The sequence below is a fragment of the Glycomyces rhizosphaerae genome (assembly GCF_042647865.1).
Lineage (GTDB): Bacteria > Actinomycetota > Actinomycetes > Mycobacteriales > Micromonosporaceae > Glycomyces > Glycomyces rhizosphaerae.
In genome coordinates this window covers 719,758-734,447 of the sequence record NZ_JBHRWO010000010.1, presented here as the reverse complement: position 1 = coordinate 734,447, position 14,690 = coordinate 719,758, and the positions used below count along the sequence as shown (strand labels likewise).

At 70.7% G+C, this 14,690-nt stretch carries 11 protein-coding genes and 1 riboswitch; of the genes, 5 read left to right on the top strand and 6 right to left on the bottom strand.

The genetic code is table 11. The features are described from left to right. Nucleotides 1-47: 47 nt before the first annotated feature. The 5 genes from ACFO8M_RS13165 (at nucleotide 48) to ACFO8M_RS13145 (ending at nucleotide 5,990) form a co-directional block, all read left to right on the top strand. Nucleotides 48-938 (top strand): HAD family hydrolase, encoded by an 891-nt coding sequence (locus ACFO8M_RS13165; RefSeq protein WP_387975772.1) that lies wholly within the window; start codon nucleotides 48-50, stop codon nucleotides 936-938. A gap of 37 nt (nucleotides 939-975) precedes the next feature. After that, on the top strand, nucleotides 976-2,088 hold the full coding sequence (locus ACFO8M_RS13160; RefSeq protein WP_387975770.1) for a hypothetical protein: 1,113 nt from the start codon (nucleotides 976-978) through the stop codon (nucleotides 2,086-2,088). A 95-nt stretch (nucleotides 2,089-2,183) separates the two neighbouring features. Beyond that, nucleotides 2,184-2,981: a dihydropteroate synthase gene (gene folP / locus ACFO8M_RS13155; protein ID WP_387976386.1), complete on the top strand. Its 798-nt coding sequence runs from the start codon at nucleotides 2,184-2,186 to the stop codon at nucleotides 2,979-2,981. Between the two features lie 172 nt (nucleotides 2,982-3,153). Beyond that, a riboswitch (SAM riboswitch) is annotated at nucleotides 3,154-3,255 on the top strand. Nucleotides 3,256-3,269: 14 nt separating this feature from the next. Further along, nucleotides 3,270-4,532: a threonine synthase gene (gene thrC / locus ACFO8M_RS13150; protein WP_387975768.1), complete on the top strand. Its 1,263-nt coding sequence runs from the start codon at nucleotides 3,270-3,272 to the stop codon at nucleotides 4,530-4,532. Nucleotides 4,533-4,964: 432 nt separating this feature from the next. Continuing rightward, nucleotides 4,965-5,990, top strand: a complete 1,026-nt coding sequence (locus ACFO8M_RS13145) for a GNAT family N-acetyltransferase (protein WP_387975766.1) — start codon at nucleotides 4,965-4,967, stop codon at nucleotides 5,988-5,990. Nucleotides 5,991-5,995: 5 nt separating this feature from the next. Here ACFO8M_RS13145 and ACFO8M_RS13140 read toward each other — a convergent pair whose 3' ends face one another. The 6 genes from ACFO8M_RS13140 to groL all read right to left on the bottom strand — a co-directional run bounded on the left by ACFO8M_RS13140 (nucleotide 5,996) and on the right by groL (nucleotide 14,676). Further along, nucleotides 5,996-7,048, bottom strand: coding sequence for a glycosyltransferase (locus tag ACFO8M_RS13140; protein WP_387975765.1), 1,053 nt, complete (start codon nucleotides 7,046-7,048; stop codon nucleotides 5,996-5,998). Between the two features lie 136 nt (nucleotides 7,049-7,184). Then, nucleotides 7,185-8,030 (bottom strand): potassium channel family protein, encoded by an 846-nt coding sequence (locus tag ACFO8M_RS13135; protein ID WP_387975762.1) that lies wholly within the window; start codon nucleotides 8,028-8,030, stop codon nucleotides 7,185-7,187. A 50-nt stretch (nucleotides 8,031-8,080) separates the two neighbouring features. After that, a complete protein-coding gene (locus ACFO8M_RS13130) occupies nucleotides 8,081-10,384 on the bottom strand; it encodes an AAA family ATPase (protein WP_387975760.1) in 2,304 nt (767 codons plus the stop codon). 168 nt (nucleotides 10,385-10,552) lie between these two features. Further along, a complete protein-coding gene (locus ACFO8M_RS13125) occupies nucleotides 10,553-10,753 on the bottom strand; it encodes a hypothetical protein (RefSeq protein WP_387975758.1) in 201 nt (66 codons plus the stop codon). Between the two features lie 23 nt (nucleotides 10,754-10,776). Continuing rightward, nucleotides 10,777-12,678, bottom strand: a complete 1,902-nt coding sequence (locus ACFO8M_RS13120) for a right-handed parallel beta-helix repeat-containing protein (protein WP_387975755.1) — start codon at nucleotides 12,676-12,678, stop codon at nucleotides 10,777-10,779. 369 nt (nucleotides 12,679-13,047) lie between these two features. Beyond that, a complete protein-coding gene (groL, locus tag ACFO8M_RS13115; RefSeq protein WP_387975752.1) occupies nucleotides 13,048-14,676 on the bottom strand; it encodes a chaperonin GroEL in 1,629 nt (542 codons plus the stop codon). Nucleotides 14,677-14,690 lie beyond the last annotated feature (14 nt).

Here is a 14,690-nt window from a genome sequence, read left to right as displayed (position 1 = left end):
AGTCCTGGCGTTACAGGGCGTCTGCCTGAGGCTTGTAGGCTTTTAGAGTGTCTGAGATCGAGGCTTCCTTCAGCGCCTCCGCCACACCCCGTCCACGAACCGTGCGGGCCGGCGGCACCGCGCTGACCCATTCCGTCGTCGTCGAGCCGGCCGCGCCGGGGGACGACGAGCTCGCTCACCTCCCCTCCGCCGCCTTCTTCGACGTCGACAACACCCTCATGCACGGCGCCTCCACGTACTGGCTCGCCCGTGCACTCGCGAAGCACGGAGTGCTCTCCGGCCGCGACATCCTCAACTTCGCCTGGAAGCAGGCCCGCTTCAAGTTCGGGGCCGAGAACCACGGCCACATCTCGTCGGTGAAGAGCTCCGCGCTCGAACTCGTCGCCGGGTTCCCGGTCGACGAGATGCGCAAGGTGTGCGAGGAGGTCGTGGACCGCGACATCTCGCCGCGCATCCTCGCGCCCGTGCGCCGCCTGGCCGAACGCCACCTCGAGTCCGACCAGGAGGTGTGGCTCGTGACGGCCAGCCCGGTCGAGCTCGCCGGGCTCCTCGCCTCGCGCCTGGGTCTGACCGGGGCGCTCGGCACGATCGCCGAGATCGAGGACGGTTGCTACACCGGCCGTCTCGTCGGCGACCTGATGCACGGCCCCGCGAAGGCCGAGGGCATCGCGCAGCTCGCCGCCGAGCGGGGCTTGAACCTGGAGCAGTGCACCGCGTACTCGGACTCGGCGAACGACCTGCCGATGCTCCGGAAGGTCGGCCGCGCCATCGCGGTCAACCCGGACGCGCGGCTCGCCCGCCAGGCCCGCCACTACGGCTGGCCGGTCCTCGACTACCGGCGCGGGCGCCGCGCCGCGAAGCTGGCGCTGCCGGCCGCCGCGGCTGCGGGAGTGGGCATGGGCCTGCTGTATCTGCACAAGTCCCGTGAGCGGGACTAGGTGCGAGCCGGTTTTGGGCCGGTAGAACAATAGGCGCATGACCGGGCTCATGGACGACGTGGCGCAGCGGCTCACCCTCGCGGGGACGGCGGTGCTCGCCGTCGCCTGGCTCGCCTGGCCCTCACCCGATCGGCCCGAGACCGCCTCAGTGCCAGAGAACATGCCGACCGTGTGGGAGACCTGGGACGCCGAGCCGGTCGAACTTCCCGGCGTGATCGACGGCGCGGCCTGGACGCCGATCTCCGTTCTCGAGCATCCGGACCCGGATGCGCAGGCGCTGCTGGGCGCCGACGAGGCCGGGAATCTGCTCTATGTGGAGCAACCCGCTGAGGGTGAGGCGGCCGTCGAGGTCGTCGCCGAGCCCGGCGGCGTGCCCGGGGTGGTCGCCGCGGCGGCCACCGAGGACCGCCTCGCGTGGCTCCAGTCGGTCCCGGACGCGCAGGGCCGGGTCGTCTCCGAACTGTGGACCGCCGAGCGCGGCGCGGACGGCAGGCCCGGTGAGGCGGCGCTGCTGACGGCCGACACCGGCGACGTGATCACCGCCGGAAGCGCGTACGACCTCCAGTTCGCCGCCGAAGGGCTGCATTGGCTCTCGACCGCTCGCGGCGACTCGCTCGTGACCGAGCACCGGTCGATCGCGGTTGCGGGCGGCGCGGTCGAGATCGTCGGCCACCGCGGCGCGTGGCAGGCCGCCGCGTGGCCGTGGCTCGCCAGCGCCGGTTCCGATTCGCTCGGCGGGGCGCAGTTGGTGCGCACCGACACGGGCGCGGGCGTCAAGGTGTTCTCCGGTTCGGACGAGTTGACGTTGTGCTCGGCGACGTGGTGCCGCCTGATCGTGACCGGTGACGACGGCTCCCGTGTCGACCTCGCCCGTCCGGACGGGAGCGGCCGTGTCACGGTCGCTGAGGGCTTCGCTTCGGCGGTGTCGCCTGACGTGGGGCTGATCGACCGGTTCGAGCCGCTCGCAGAGTCCAAGGCGGCCACGGGGGACGGGACCACGGTGACGCTCTTCGACCTCGAGGCGCAGGCCGACTACCTGGTGGCGTCGAGCGCGGGCGAGGCCGGTGCGGACGCGCGGTGCCTGTGGTGGTCGACGGGGACGGGCGAGCTGCTGGTATGGCACGTGCTGGACCTCACGGACCTCGCTTGATGCGAGGCGTTCGCGGACCGGGCACGGGTAACGTCGATGCGGTGACCACACCGTCAGACGCAACCGCGACGCAGGAGCCCGCCCGGCCGGAGATCATGGGTGTCCTCAATGTCACCCCTGACTCCTTCTCCGACGGCGGACGCTATCTCGACTTCGACGACGCGGTGGCACACGGCGAGCAGATGGGCGCCGAGGGCGCCGACATCATCGACGTCGGCGGCGAGTCGACCCGGCCCGGTGCCGACCGCGTCGATGCCGCGACGGAGATCGCGCGCGTGGTCGACGTGGTGGCGGCGTTGTCCGAACGGGGCCTGGCGGTCTCGATCGACACGACCCGGGCGGCGGTGGCGGCGGCGGCGATCGAGGCCGGCGCGGGCATCGTCAACGACGTGTCGGGCGGCCTGGCCGACCCGGACATGGCGCGGGTCGTCGCGGACACGGGCGTGCGGTGGGTGCTCATGCACTGGCGCGGGCATTCGGCGGACATGCAGCGGCTGAAGCACTACGAGAACGTGGTCGCCGATGTGAAGGCGGAGCTGGAGGACCGGGTCGAGGCGGCGCTGGACTCCGGTGTGGACCGCTCGAAGCTGATCTTGGACCCGGGCCTGGGGTTCGCGAAGTCGGCCGAGCACAACTGGCGGCTGTCGGCGCACTTGGACGAGTTCGTGGCGCTGGGCTATCCGGTGCTGTTCGGTTCCTCGCGGAAGTCGTACCTCGGGAAGCTCCTGGAGGACGAGAGCGGGAAGCCGCGGCCGGTGGGGCAGCGGGAGGCGGCGACGCTCGCGACCTCGCTGCTGGCGTTCGAGGCGGGCGCGTGGGGCGTGCGGGTGCACGACGTGGCCGGGACGGCGGACGCTCGGGCCGTGTGGCTGGCGACGCGCCGGGCCCGCTGACCGAACCGCGCTGACAGATCAGCGACGCCTCTTGGGCGGCGTTCACTCGCTCGCGGGAGGCTGACCTGGGTCGGAGCGGCTCACCGATCGGACCGGTCGGATTGCGACCCCATCTCGAAACCTGGAACAAAGGTTGCAGGTTCGGCTTTCACACCCGTAGCATTCGGCTCGTACTTCATCCAGAGCAGCTGAGGGGTCCGGCCCTGCGAAGCTGCGGCAACCACCGTTCATCGGCAGGTGCCAATTCCGGCCCGCTGCGCGGGGAAGATGAGGGAGGAGCCTTCTCGTATGTCTAATACCCTGTTCGCTGACAGCCCGGCCAAGGGTCTGGTCTGCCGCAACTGCGACGCCACGTATGACCTGATCGCCCAGCACGCCTGTTGGCAGTGTTTCGGCCCGCTCGAAGTCGACTACGACCAGGCGGAGCTCGCGAAGGTGACGCGCGAGCAGATCGAGGCCGGCCCCCAGAACATCTGGCGCTACGCGCCGCTGCTGCCCGTCGGCGTCCACCCCGAGGACCGGGTGAGCCTGAACCCGGGCCTGACCCCGCTCATCGACGCCAAGAACCTGGCGAAGGCCCTGGGCATGAGGAAGCTCTGGGTCAAGGACGACAGCGCGAACCCGACCCACTCGTTCAAGGACCGCGTGGTGTCGACCGCGGTCTCGGCGGCGATCAAGCTCGGCTTCGACCGTTTCGCTTGCGCTTCGACGGGCAACCTCGCGAACTCGGTGGCCGCGCATGCCGCCCGCGCGGGCGTCCCGTCGATCGTGTTCATCCCGCACGACCTGGAGCCGGGGAAGATCGTGCAGTCCGCGATCTACGGCGGCAAGCTCGTCGCGGTGCAGGGCTCGTACGACGACGTGAACCGGCTGTGCTCGGAGCTGACCGAGACCGACGACTTCGAGACGACCGCGTTCGTCAACGTCAACATCCGCCCGTACTACGCCGAGGGCTCCAAGACCCTCGGGTACGAGGTCGCCGAGCAGCTCGGCTGGCGTCTGCCCGAGCAGGTCGTGGTGCCGATGGCTTCGGGCGAGCTGCTCACCAAGATCCACAAGGCGTTCGAGGAGTCGGCCGAGATCGGCCTGACCGAGCCGGGCAAGGTCCGCGTCTTCGGCGCGCAGTCGGCCGGGTGCAGCCCGATCGCCGACGCGTACGCGGAGGGGACCGATGTGATCACCCCGGTGAAGCCGACGGGGATCGCCAAGAGCCTCAACATCGGCGACCCGGCAGCGGGTCCTTACGCGATCGAGGCGTGCCGCAGCACGGGCGGCGGGATGGCGAAGGTGACCGACGACGAGATCCGCGAGGGCGTGCGGCTCCTCGCCGCGACCACCGGCGTATTCGCTGAAACGGCCGGCGGCGTGGTCGTCGCTACGCTCCGTAAGCTGCTGGAGTCGGGTCAGTTGGATCCGGAGGCTGAGACGGTCATCTATAACACCGGTGAGGGTCTCAAGACGCTTGACGCAGTGTCCTCGCTGGTCGGACCCACGCACACGGTGAAGCCTTCTTTGAAGGCGGCAAAGGAAGCGGGACTTCTGGAGTCCTGAGTGGAGGAGGGAGTTATGGAAAGTGGACTTGTCAAACGCTTTCCGAACTCCCAAAATTATCACTCAGAGTGACTGGTGTGAAGTCAAGTGTCAAGTACCCGACAAAAAGAAGCGAACTTCAGGTCTTGACCGTATTCACTGAATAGGCAAGAATTCTTCTTGCGGGAGGCCGCAGCAGTCCTGTCGCCACTAAACCCGGTTGACTGCAAGTCCTGGGGCTAGAACGTGTCGAGCAGCGCCAGCCGGTGTCAGGAGTTGCGGTCTCCCGACCAATCCTTCCCCGTGCGCGGCGACGATTGCGAGCCGCAAATCGGCAGCGCTCGTGGTTCTCACGTGGCTATCGGGTTCCCGGATCTCCAGTCCCCCAAACCATTCCGCTGCTCCCAGCAGAATGGACTTGCCCGTGTCGGTCCCCTGCGCGAGACTCGGGCCATGACGCATTTCGACATCGTGCCGGTGGACCCGAACGATCACGCGCTGGTGCAGTCCTGGCTCGCGGTCCAGGAGGCCGTCGACATCCACGACCGGCCCGGGACCCGGCCCTTGAGCCCCGTACACGCTTGGGCCGGTCTGGTCCTCGGCAGCAACGACGTCCGCCGCGAGAAGTGGGCGGCGGTCTGCGACGGCAAGGCCCTCGGCTACCTCGACATCGCCATGCCGGTCCTCGACAACACGCACCTGGCCAACTTCAACCTCGGCGTCCACCCCGAAGAGCGCCACCGCGGGGTCGGCTCGGCCCTCCTGCGGCACATGGAGGAACGCGCCGCCGCCGACGGCAGGACCACCGTCTCCTCGTGGATCCCGGTGCCCGTCGAAGGCGGCGCCCCCGTCAAACCCGACGGCGCGCACTTCGCGGTGCACAAGGGCTACAAGGCCTCTCTCGAGGGCGCCACGCGCGCCTGCGACCTCGACGCGGTCGATGACGCCGAGCTCGAGCAGCTCTGGAAGGCCGCCTGGGCGAAAGCCGAGGACTTCGAACTCGTCACCTTCACGGGCGCACCGCCCGAGGAGCTCCTCGACGGCATCGCCTACATGCACGCCCGCATGTACACCGACATGCCGTTGGGCGACTGGGACCTCCAGGAGGCCGTGGTCGACGGCGAACGGATCCTCGACGGCGAGCGCGTGCGCCGCCAGCGGGGCGAGCTCCACCTCCAGGCCGTGGTGCGCCACAAGGAGAGCGGCGCGATCGCGGGACTCACCGAGCTCATCGTCGAAGCGGGCGCGGAAGAGCACTGCTGCCAAGGGGACACGATCGTGGACCCCCAGTACCGGGGTCACCGGCTCGGCACGATCCTCAAGATCGCCAACCAGCGCGCCATCCGCGAGTGGCGCCCGAAGATGAAGTACGTGTGGACCGGCAACGCCGTGTCGAACGCGCACATGATCAGCATCAACGAGGCCGTCGGCTACCGCCTGGTCTGCCACGAGAACGTCTACCAGAAGAAGCTGGCCTAAGACGCTCAGCGGATCAGGTGCTCGTGCATGCGGCGGCGTTCGGCGTGGAGCTTCGCGATCTTCCGGCGGAGCGCCGCGTCGCCGTCGCCGTTCTGGGACATGGCCTCTCGCAGGTCGTGGATCTCCTGCTCGACGTCGAGGCCGCGCCGGTTGAGCAGGTGCAGGGTCTCTTGCGGCTCGGGTTCGGGCGTGCGCCGCAGCAGGCGCGCGCCTTCAGCGGTGATGCCGAACTGGGCGAGCGCGGCGGCGTCGAGCTCGAGGGCGTGCGGGTGGTCCGCCACTTTGGACATCCGCTCGGAGCCGTCGCGCTGCTGGTCGGAGAGCCCGGTATGGGCATAAAGCCACCAGAGGGTCTCGCCGTCGATGTGCCGGACGCTGACGCCTGTGGGCGCGAGCACCTGCGCGAGCGTGGAGTGGTTGCGGCGGTAGACCGTGGCGACGCGCGCCGCCGGTTCCAGGAGGCTGAGCCCGATCGAGGGGCTGTGGTGGTAGGCGCGGTGCCCGGCAGCCTCAGACGGAACCCAGTTGCAGCCCAACGTGGGCGAGAGGATCGCGGGCGTGGCGCGGCCTTCCTTCAGGTACCTGCCGGCCTCCTGGTGAAGGCGTCCGACGAGGTCGCGGTGGAGCGCGTCGTCGTCGTCGAGCCGCGTGGTGAGGGCCCAGCCCTTGCCGCGCGCCCGCGCCTCTTCGCGGGTCCAGGCGACGAGGTCGGGGACGAAATCGCGTTTGAGCTCGGTCTCGGCCAGGCGGATCCACGGCCGCGTGGCGGCCAGGGCGTCGAGGCGCTTCCTTGCGGCGGGCGGCATGTCGCGGTCGATCGCGATGAGCCACACGAAATCGCGGTGGGTCTGGGCGTCGAGCGAGGCGAGGGTCAGGTGCTCCAGCATGAGCTGCCGGTAGGCGAACCACTGCTCGTCGAAGACGCCGATGCCGTGGCGGGTGGCGATGACGTGCAGGACCTCCGAGGAGGCCGGAAGCGGGCCGTAGGCCGCCCGGGCGAGGGAGGCGGCGCGGAGCCTGCGGCGCAGCCTCGCGGGCAGCAGTCGCGTCAGTCGCATGGCGGTCCCTCCCGAAAGCGTGCGGCGGCGGCCGAACCGGCGCATCCTCGGGCAGGCTAGTGCGCGATGGTAACGGGCGCACCAACTCCGGACGAACAGCACGGGAATGTGCCGCTCCCCTTTGGAGGATGGATGCTCAGTGTACGGGCTCGCCGCCGGACAGGGGTTCGACGCGCGGCGCCGGCACGTCCGCGGGTTCGCCGCCCTCGGGCCGCGGCACCAGGACCGCGTGGATCTCGGCGAGCTGCCGCTCCAACCGCTCCAGTCTCGTTCGCAGTTCGATGAACTCGGCGCGCTCGGTGGTCTCCTCGGCGGCCGAGACTCGGTCGACGAACCAGGACGCGAGCGACCCGCTCACCAGGCCGACCAGGCCGATGGCCGCGAACATCAGGAACGCCGCGATGGCCTTCCCCTCGACGGTCTGAGGCACCATGTCGCCGTAGCCCACTGTGGTGGCGGTGACGACCGACCACCACAGGGCGTCGCCGAAGTCGGCCACTTGCGTGTCGACCGCGTTCCGTTCGGCGTCGAGGATCGCCAGGCTGGAGACCAGCAGGATCATGCCGGTGACGCTGACGACGTAGAAGGCGGCCTGGAAGCGTTTCGAGGCCTCCGCGTGGCGGCGGAAGACCTCGGCCAGCAGCACGACGATCCGCACGACCCGCAGCGGACGCAGCATGGGCAGCAGCACCATGACGAGGTCGAGCGGATGCGAGTAGAGGAACCGGAACCGGTTCCCCCGGCCCGACATCGCGAGCCGGACGCCGAAGTCCGCCGCGTAGAGCACCCACACCAGGACGTAGACCGCGGACGCGGCGGTGCCGACCCACGCCGGAAGCCCCGGGTAGAGGATCGGGACCGCGTAGGCGGCCAGGAACAGCAGGGCGAGGGCGAACAGCGGGAGGTTGGTCGCGCGCTCCCAGGCGGTCAACTGCGGAGGCCAGCGCGGATCGTCGGCCGGGAGCGTCGAGGAATCGGGCATGGCTCCAGGCTAGCCAGCGGCGCGGGCGGGCACGGTCCTCCGGCCGGCGCTCAGGACTCGCGGTTCTGGGCGTAGTTCTCCAGGTATTCGAGCTGCTCGGGGTCGAGGCTCGGGCGGACCCGCTCCATCGCCTGGGCCACATGGGAAGCGGTCACGATACTGGCCTCCAGGGACTCGCGCATCGCGGTGAGCGCGGCCTCGCGCACGAGCGCGGCGCAGTCGGCGGCCGAGTACAGCCACAGCTCGTCGGCGACCTCGTCGAGGTTCACGTCGTCGGCGAACGGCACGTTCTTCGCGTTGGCGCGCAGGATGTCCGCGCGGCCATGGGCGTCCGGCGGCGGCACGTACACGAGGCGTTCGAGGCGGCCGGGCCGCAGCAGCGCCGGGTCGATCATGTCCGGCCGGTTCGTCGCCCCCACCACGACGACATCGCGCAGCGATTCGGCGCCGTCGAGCTCGGTGAGCAGCGCGGCGACCACGCGGTCGGCGGTGCCGCCGTCCGTCCCGCCGCCGCGCACCGGCGCCAGGGCGTCGAGCTCGTCGAAGAACATCAGGGTCGGACTCGCCTGGCGGGCGCGGCGGAACAGCTCGCGGACGTTCTTCTCGGACTCGCCGACCCACTTGTTCAAGAGCTCGGAGCCCTTGACGCTCAGCACGTTCGCGTGGCCCTCGCCCGCGACGGCGCGCACGATGTAGGTCTTGCCGCACCCGGGCGGTCCGTATAGGAGGATGCCGCGCGGAGCCTCGATGCCCAAGCGCGTGAACGCGTCCGGGTACGTGAGCGGCCACAGCACGGTCTCGGTGAGGGTCTGCTTGAGGGGCTCCATGCCGCCGACGTCGGCGAGCGTGAGGCCGCCGAGCTCGACCGAGTCGCCGGCCATGCTGGTGGGCCGCACCGATTCGAGCGCCCCGTCGAAGTCGGTGCCCTGCAGCGCGGTCGCGCCGCCGCCCTTGGCGCGCATGGCGGCCCGGACGCCGGCCTCGCGGACCATGACGGCGAGGTCGGAGGCCACATAGCCGGGCGCGCGGTGCGCCACTGACTCCAGCTTCACGTCCTCGGCCACCTTCATGCCGCGCGTGAAGTACACGAGCAGGTCCCGGCGGGAATCGGCGTCGGGCATCGGCACGACCACCTCGTGTTCGAGGCGCGAGCGCAGCGCGGTGTCCACGTCCTCGACGCGGGCCGCAGTGCAGACGACGGCGTGCTCGCCGGGCTCGGCGAGGACCTCGTCGACGAGCCGGGTGAACATGGTGCCCAACGGGGTCCGCTTCCCGGCCGGGGCGATCGCCTCGACCCCGCGGACCAGGAGCACGCCGGGAACCGCGAGCGCGGCGACGGCGGCGCGGAGCTGATCGGCCGCCGCGTTCGCCTCGAGCGCGGCCAGGTCATGGCCGGAGACCTCGCTGACGCGGGCGCCCACGGCGGCCGCGACCGAGCGCGCCACGGTGGCCTTCCCGGCGCCCGAAGGCCCCGAGACGAGCACGCCGAGCGCCATGTCGGTGCCCACCACCGTGAGCACCTCGCGGTGGTTGAAGCCCAGGTCGAGCAGTTCCCGCAGTTCCTCGGCGGGGATCTTGGCGCCGGCGAGCTCCTCGTACGGGATCGGGGCGATGCCGGGCTGGGCCTCGGGACGGCGCGCCTCGGCCCTCACGGGCTCGCGGGTCTCGGCGCGGGGGCGGGCCGCAGCGGCCTCGCCCGCCGAATAGGACGCGGGCATCGGGGCGTGGGCGCGGCCCAGGTTCGCGACCCGGCCGGACTCCAAGGGGATCTCGATCGACGCGGGGACGTCGTGCTCCCACTCCACGCGCGTGTCCGAGGTGATCATCGCCGCGTGCGCCGGACTGGCCTCGACCACGTTGAGCACCATGGTGGTCCAGCCCATGCCGAGCGTGTTGTTGAGCGTGCGGCGGGTCGCGGCGACGATCTCGCGCTGCGCGTCCCCCAGCTCGATCGGCAGGAGCGACACGTCGTCGCCCTCCCCCACGACCTTCGACAGGAGCGCCAGGCGCAGCGTGTCCGGGTCGACCACGGCCACCGCCGAAGCGGGACCCGACAGGACCACGCGGTCGGCCGCGGCCAGCGACACGGGCGCGAGACGCACCGGGTCCCCGTCGCGGGCACCGATGTTCCCCAGCGTGAGGTCGTCGGCGTACAGCGCCCGGCGCGACGCGTACCGGTCGGCGGCCAGGGCGATCGCGGCCGTCGTGCGCCGCCCCGTCAGCTCCACCGCATCGCCGGCGCGCAGGCCGAGGGCGGTGAGGGCTTCAGGGTGCAGGCGGACGATGCCGCGCCGGGCGTCGAGCCCGGCCCGCGCGCGGGTCGCTGTCAAAGTGAGGGAACCAGAGTCGGTCACGCCGCCCAGCCTATTACGGCGCGGCCGCGAACGGCGACGCTCGCACTGCGCCAGACCTGCCACACCGGCAAGACGCGGCCTCGGCGAAGCTTGCGAGCCGTAAATGAGCGCGGCCTCGGCGAAGCTTGCGGGCCGTAAATGAGCGCAGTGCGCGAGTTCCGGAAGGCGCTACTCCTCGGCGGCCGAGAGCTCCATCCGGTAGACCTGGCGGCCGTCCTCGAACAGGATCGCGGCAGAGGCGCCCTGGTCGGCGAACTCGCGCCACCGCTCGCCCAGCCACGACTCCGCGTCGCCCTGGCTGCCCAGGTCGCTGTCCGGGGTGTCGATCGCGTTGCCGTCGGCGTCTTCGAGCTTCCAGGTCCAAGTCATGGGGGCAAGGTTACGCGATCGGGTCACCAATCGAAACGGTCGTGCGACGGAGCGGTCACCGGAGTGCGCTCGACCGGCGGCGGGTCCTCCTCGCCGCGGCGCGGACCGAACGCCAGGCTCAGCGCCAGCAGGGTCCACAAGGGCAGCAAGGCGAGCCAGAACCAGGCCGGGGAGAGCGGCAGGGGCGCGATCGTCCAGACGGCGCGGTCGACCGCGTCGAGGACGGCGAGCGCCCCGATGAGCCCGGTGAACGAACCGAGCACGCGCATCCCGCAGTGGAACCAGGACCGGCCCGCGAGCAGCCACCCCAGGCCCCACAGGCCGATCGCGAGCGCCTCGTAGTCCGCCCGGCCGGACCACACGGCGAGGACCAGGAGCAGGCCGCCCGCGCCGGTCGCCATGGCCGAGAACGTCATCCGGCCCGCCCGCGGCGGTTCGGCCGCGCGGGCCGCCGCGAGCCAGCCCGCACCGGTCAGGAACAGGAGCGAGGCCGCGAAGACCACGGCCGCCCGGAACTCGATCCGGTCGGTGAAGCGCGCGCCGAACCAGTCGCAGCCCTCGGGGACGCCCGCCGAGGCGTCGCCGATGCCGCACTGCCAGTGCTTCAAGGCCCGCAAGGGGTCTCCGTAGACCCGGGAGGTCTGGTCGACCACGCCGCAACCGGGGAGGACGGCTGGGGAGGTGCGGCCGAGGTTCGGCTCCTCGAAGCAGTTGTCGGCGCCGATGCCGTCCCACCACAGGTCGAGGCGGTTGCGCTGGCGCTGGCCGTCGTCGCGGAGACCGAAGGTGTCGTCCGCGAAGCGGTTCCCGTCGGAGCCGAGCCCGTCCTGGAGTCCGGGGGTGCCCCAGATCGCGATGGCGGCGGTCTGCTGGTTCCAGATCCGGTTGGCCTCGTACGTGCCGTTGACGCCGCCTGCGACCAGGATGCCGACGCCGGAGGGCACGGTGAGACCCGGGCACAGGATCGCCTCGTCCCAGGCCCGTGCGGCGGGACCGTCGGTGCAGGCGGCGGTGCCGAGGTTCGCGTAGTGGTCGGTGTTGTTGTCGTACAGGCGGTTCGCTTCGGCGCTGAGGGGGCCCTTTTCGAAGGCGCCGGTGACGACGATGCCGGTGGTGTTGCCGTGCACGCGGTTCGCGGTGAGGGTGATGTCGTGGTCGCCGGAGGCGTGGATGCCGACGAGGTTCCCGGTGGCCTCGCATGCGTCGACGGTGGCGGTCGAGTCCTCGATCGCGATGCCGGCGGTGTCGGCGGCTTCGGCGCGGCAGCCGGTGAGGCTGACGGTGGGCGAGTCGGCGACGCGCAGCCCGTAGGCGCCGCTCTGGACGGCGGCCACGGATTCGACCGCGGCCCCCTCGACTCCGGAGAGGAGGAGGCCGTTCTCGCGGGCCTGGCCGACGGTGAACCCCTTGAGGTACAGCATGCTCGCGTCGCGCGCTTCGAGGACGGTGTCGGCGGCGAAGCGGGCGGTGAGGAGCACGTCTTCGGGGGTGTCGCCGAGGCCTTCGATCTGGAGGTCGGCCCCGCCGTCGATGAGGATCGGCTCGTCGGTCGCGTACCGGCCGGGGAGGATGAGGATGCGCGCGCCGGGTTCGGCGGCGGCGATCGCGGAGGCGAGGTCGCGGTGGCCGCCGGCGAGGCAGTCCTCATAGGTGCGTTCGTTCTCGATGCGCTGGTTGTAGTTGACGCCCTCGTTGTGCGCGGTGAAGTTCTCGGCATCGCCAGTGCAGACGAGAAGAGTGGGGCCGGAGTCGCGGTACTCGGGCGGCGCACCCGGTCCCCATTGGACGAGATCGAAGAGGCCGGAGGGGGCGCGGCTGTCGGCGACGATGCCGCCGATGAACGCGGCCGCGCCGAGCGCGAGGAACGCGACGGCCGCGAAGGCGGCCGCCGCCAGGCGGCGTTCGGCGTGGGGCGCGGGGGGCACGGCCTCAGGGTAACGCGAGCGGCATTCGATGTGAAGGGGCGAAAACGCTGGCGCGCATGAGGGTTCGGTGCGCTTCGCGCAAGCCCGTCCACAAACCCCCACCCGCCACGAGAGGGGAAGGACTGTAGCGCCCAGCCTCCCCCGCTGGTCCGACAAGAACGGTCCCCCGCGGCCCGCTTGTCACCCGAAAGCGTGACGCAAAGACGCGGCACACCGCCCTTGGAGGGGACGGTATGCCGCGCTTGCGCAGCGGACTACGCCGTCTGCACTGTAAGCCAGTACAGAGAAAGGGAGAACCACTCACTTTACAGTGAGCGGTCCTCCCTCGCAGTACTCAGTAGGCCTGAGTAAGCAACCCTGAAGGGCTGCTTACATCATGCCGCCCATGCCGCCCATGTCGGGGGCGCCGCCGCCGGCGCCTTCCTTCTCCGGGGCGTCGGCGACGACGGCCTCGGTGGTCAGGAACAGTGCGGCGATCGACGCGGCGTTCTGCAGCGCCGAGCGGGTGACCTTGGTCGGGTCGGGAATGCCCGCGGCGAGCATGTCCACGTACTCGCCGGTCGCGGCGTTCAGGCCGTGGCCGGTGGGCAGGTCGCGGACCTTCTCCACCACGACGCCGCCTTCGAGGCCGGCGTTCTCGGCGATGGCGCGCAGCGGCGCACCGAGCGAACGGCGCACGATCTCGACACCGGTCGCCTCGTCGCCCTCGGCCTCGATCTTGTCGAAGGCGATCGCGCCGGCCTGGGCCAGCGCGGTCCCGCCACCGGCGAGGATGCCCTCTTCGACGGCGGCCTTGGCGTTGCGCACGGCGTCTTCGACGCGGTGCTTGCGCTCCTTGAGCTCGACCTCGGTGGCCGCGCCGACCTTGATGACGGCCACGCCGCCGGCGAGGCGCGCCAGGCGCTCCTGCAGCTTCTCGCGGTCGTAGTCGGAGTCGGAGTTCTCGATCTCGGCGCGGATCTGGTTGATCCGGCCCTGGATCGCCTCTTCCTCGCCGCCACCGTCGACGATGATGGTGTCGTCCTTGGTGATGACGACCTTGCGGGCCTGGCCCAGCAGGGACAGGTCGGTGTTCTCGAGCTTGAGGCCGATCTCCTCGGAGATGACCTGGCCGCCGGTGAGGATGGCGATGTCGCCGAGCATGGCCTTGCGGCGGTCGCCGAAGCCGGGGGCCTTGACGGCGGCCGACTTGAAGATGCCGCGGATCTTGTTCACGACGAGGGTCGGGAGGGCTTCGCCGTCCACGTCCTCGGCGATGATCAGGAGCGGCTTGCCGGTCTGGGTGACCTTCTCCAGGGTCGGGAGCAGGTCCTTGACCGCGGAGATCTTCTGGTTGGCGACGAGGATGTACGGGTCCTCGAGCACGGCCTCCATGCGGTCCTGGTCGGTCACGAAGTAACCGGACAGGTAGCCCTTGTCGAAGCGCATGCCCTCGGTGAGCTCGAGGTCGAGGCCGAAGGTGTTCGACTCCTCGACGGTGATGACGCCTTCCTTGCCGACCTTCTCCATCGCCTCGGCGATGATGGCGCCGACGGTGACGTCGCCCGCGGAGATCGAAGCGGTGCTGGCGATCTGCTCCTCGGTCTCCACCTCGGTGGAGGTGGCCTGCAGGTGCTCGACGACGGCCGCGACGGCCTTCTCGATGCCCTTCTTGATGGCGATCGGGTTGGCACCGGCGGCGACGGCGCGGAGGCCTTCCTTCACCAGGGCCTGCGCGAGCACGGTCGCGGTGGTGGTGCCGTCACCGGCGACGTCGTCGGTCTTCTTGGCGACTTCCTTGACCAGTTCGGCGCCGATGCGCTCGTACGGGTCTTCGAGCTCGATCTCCTTGGCGACGGACACGCCGTCGTTGGTGATCGTCGGGGCGCCCCACTTCTTGTCGAGCACCACGTTGCGGCCCTTCGGGCCGAGGGTCACCTTGACGGCTTCGGCGAGGGTGTTCATGCCTCGCTCGAGCCCGCGGCGAGCCTCCTCGTCGAATGCGATCATCTTCGCCATGGTCGATGGCTTCC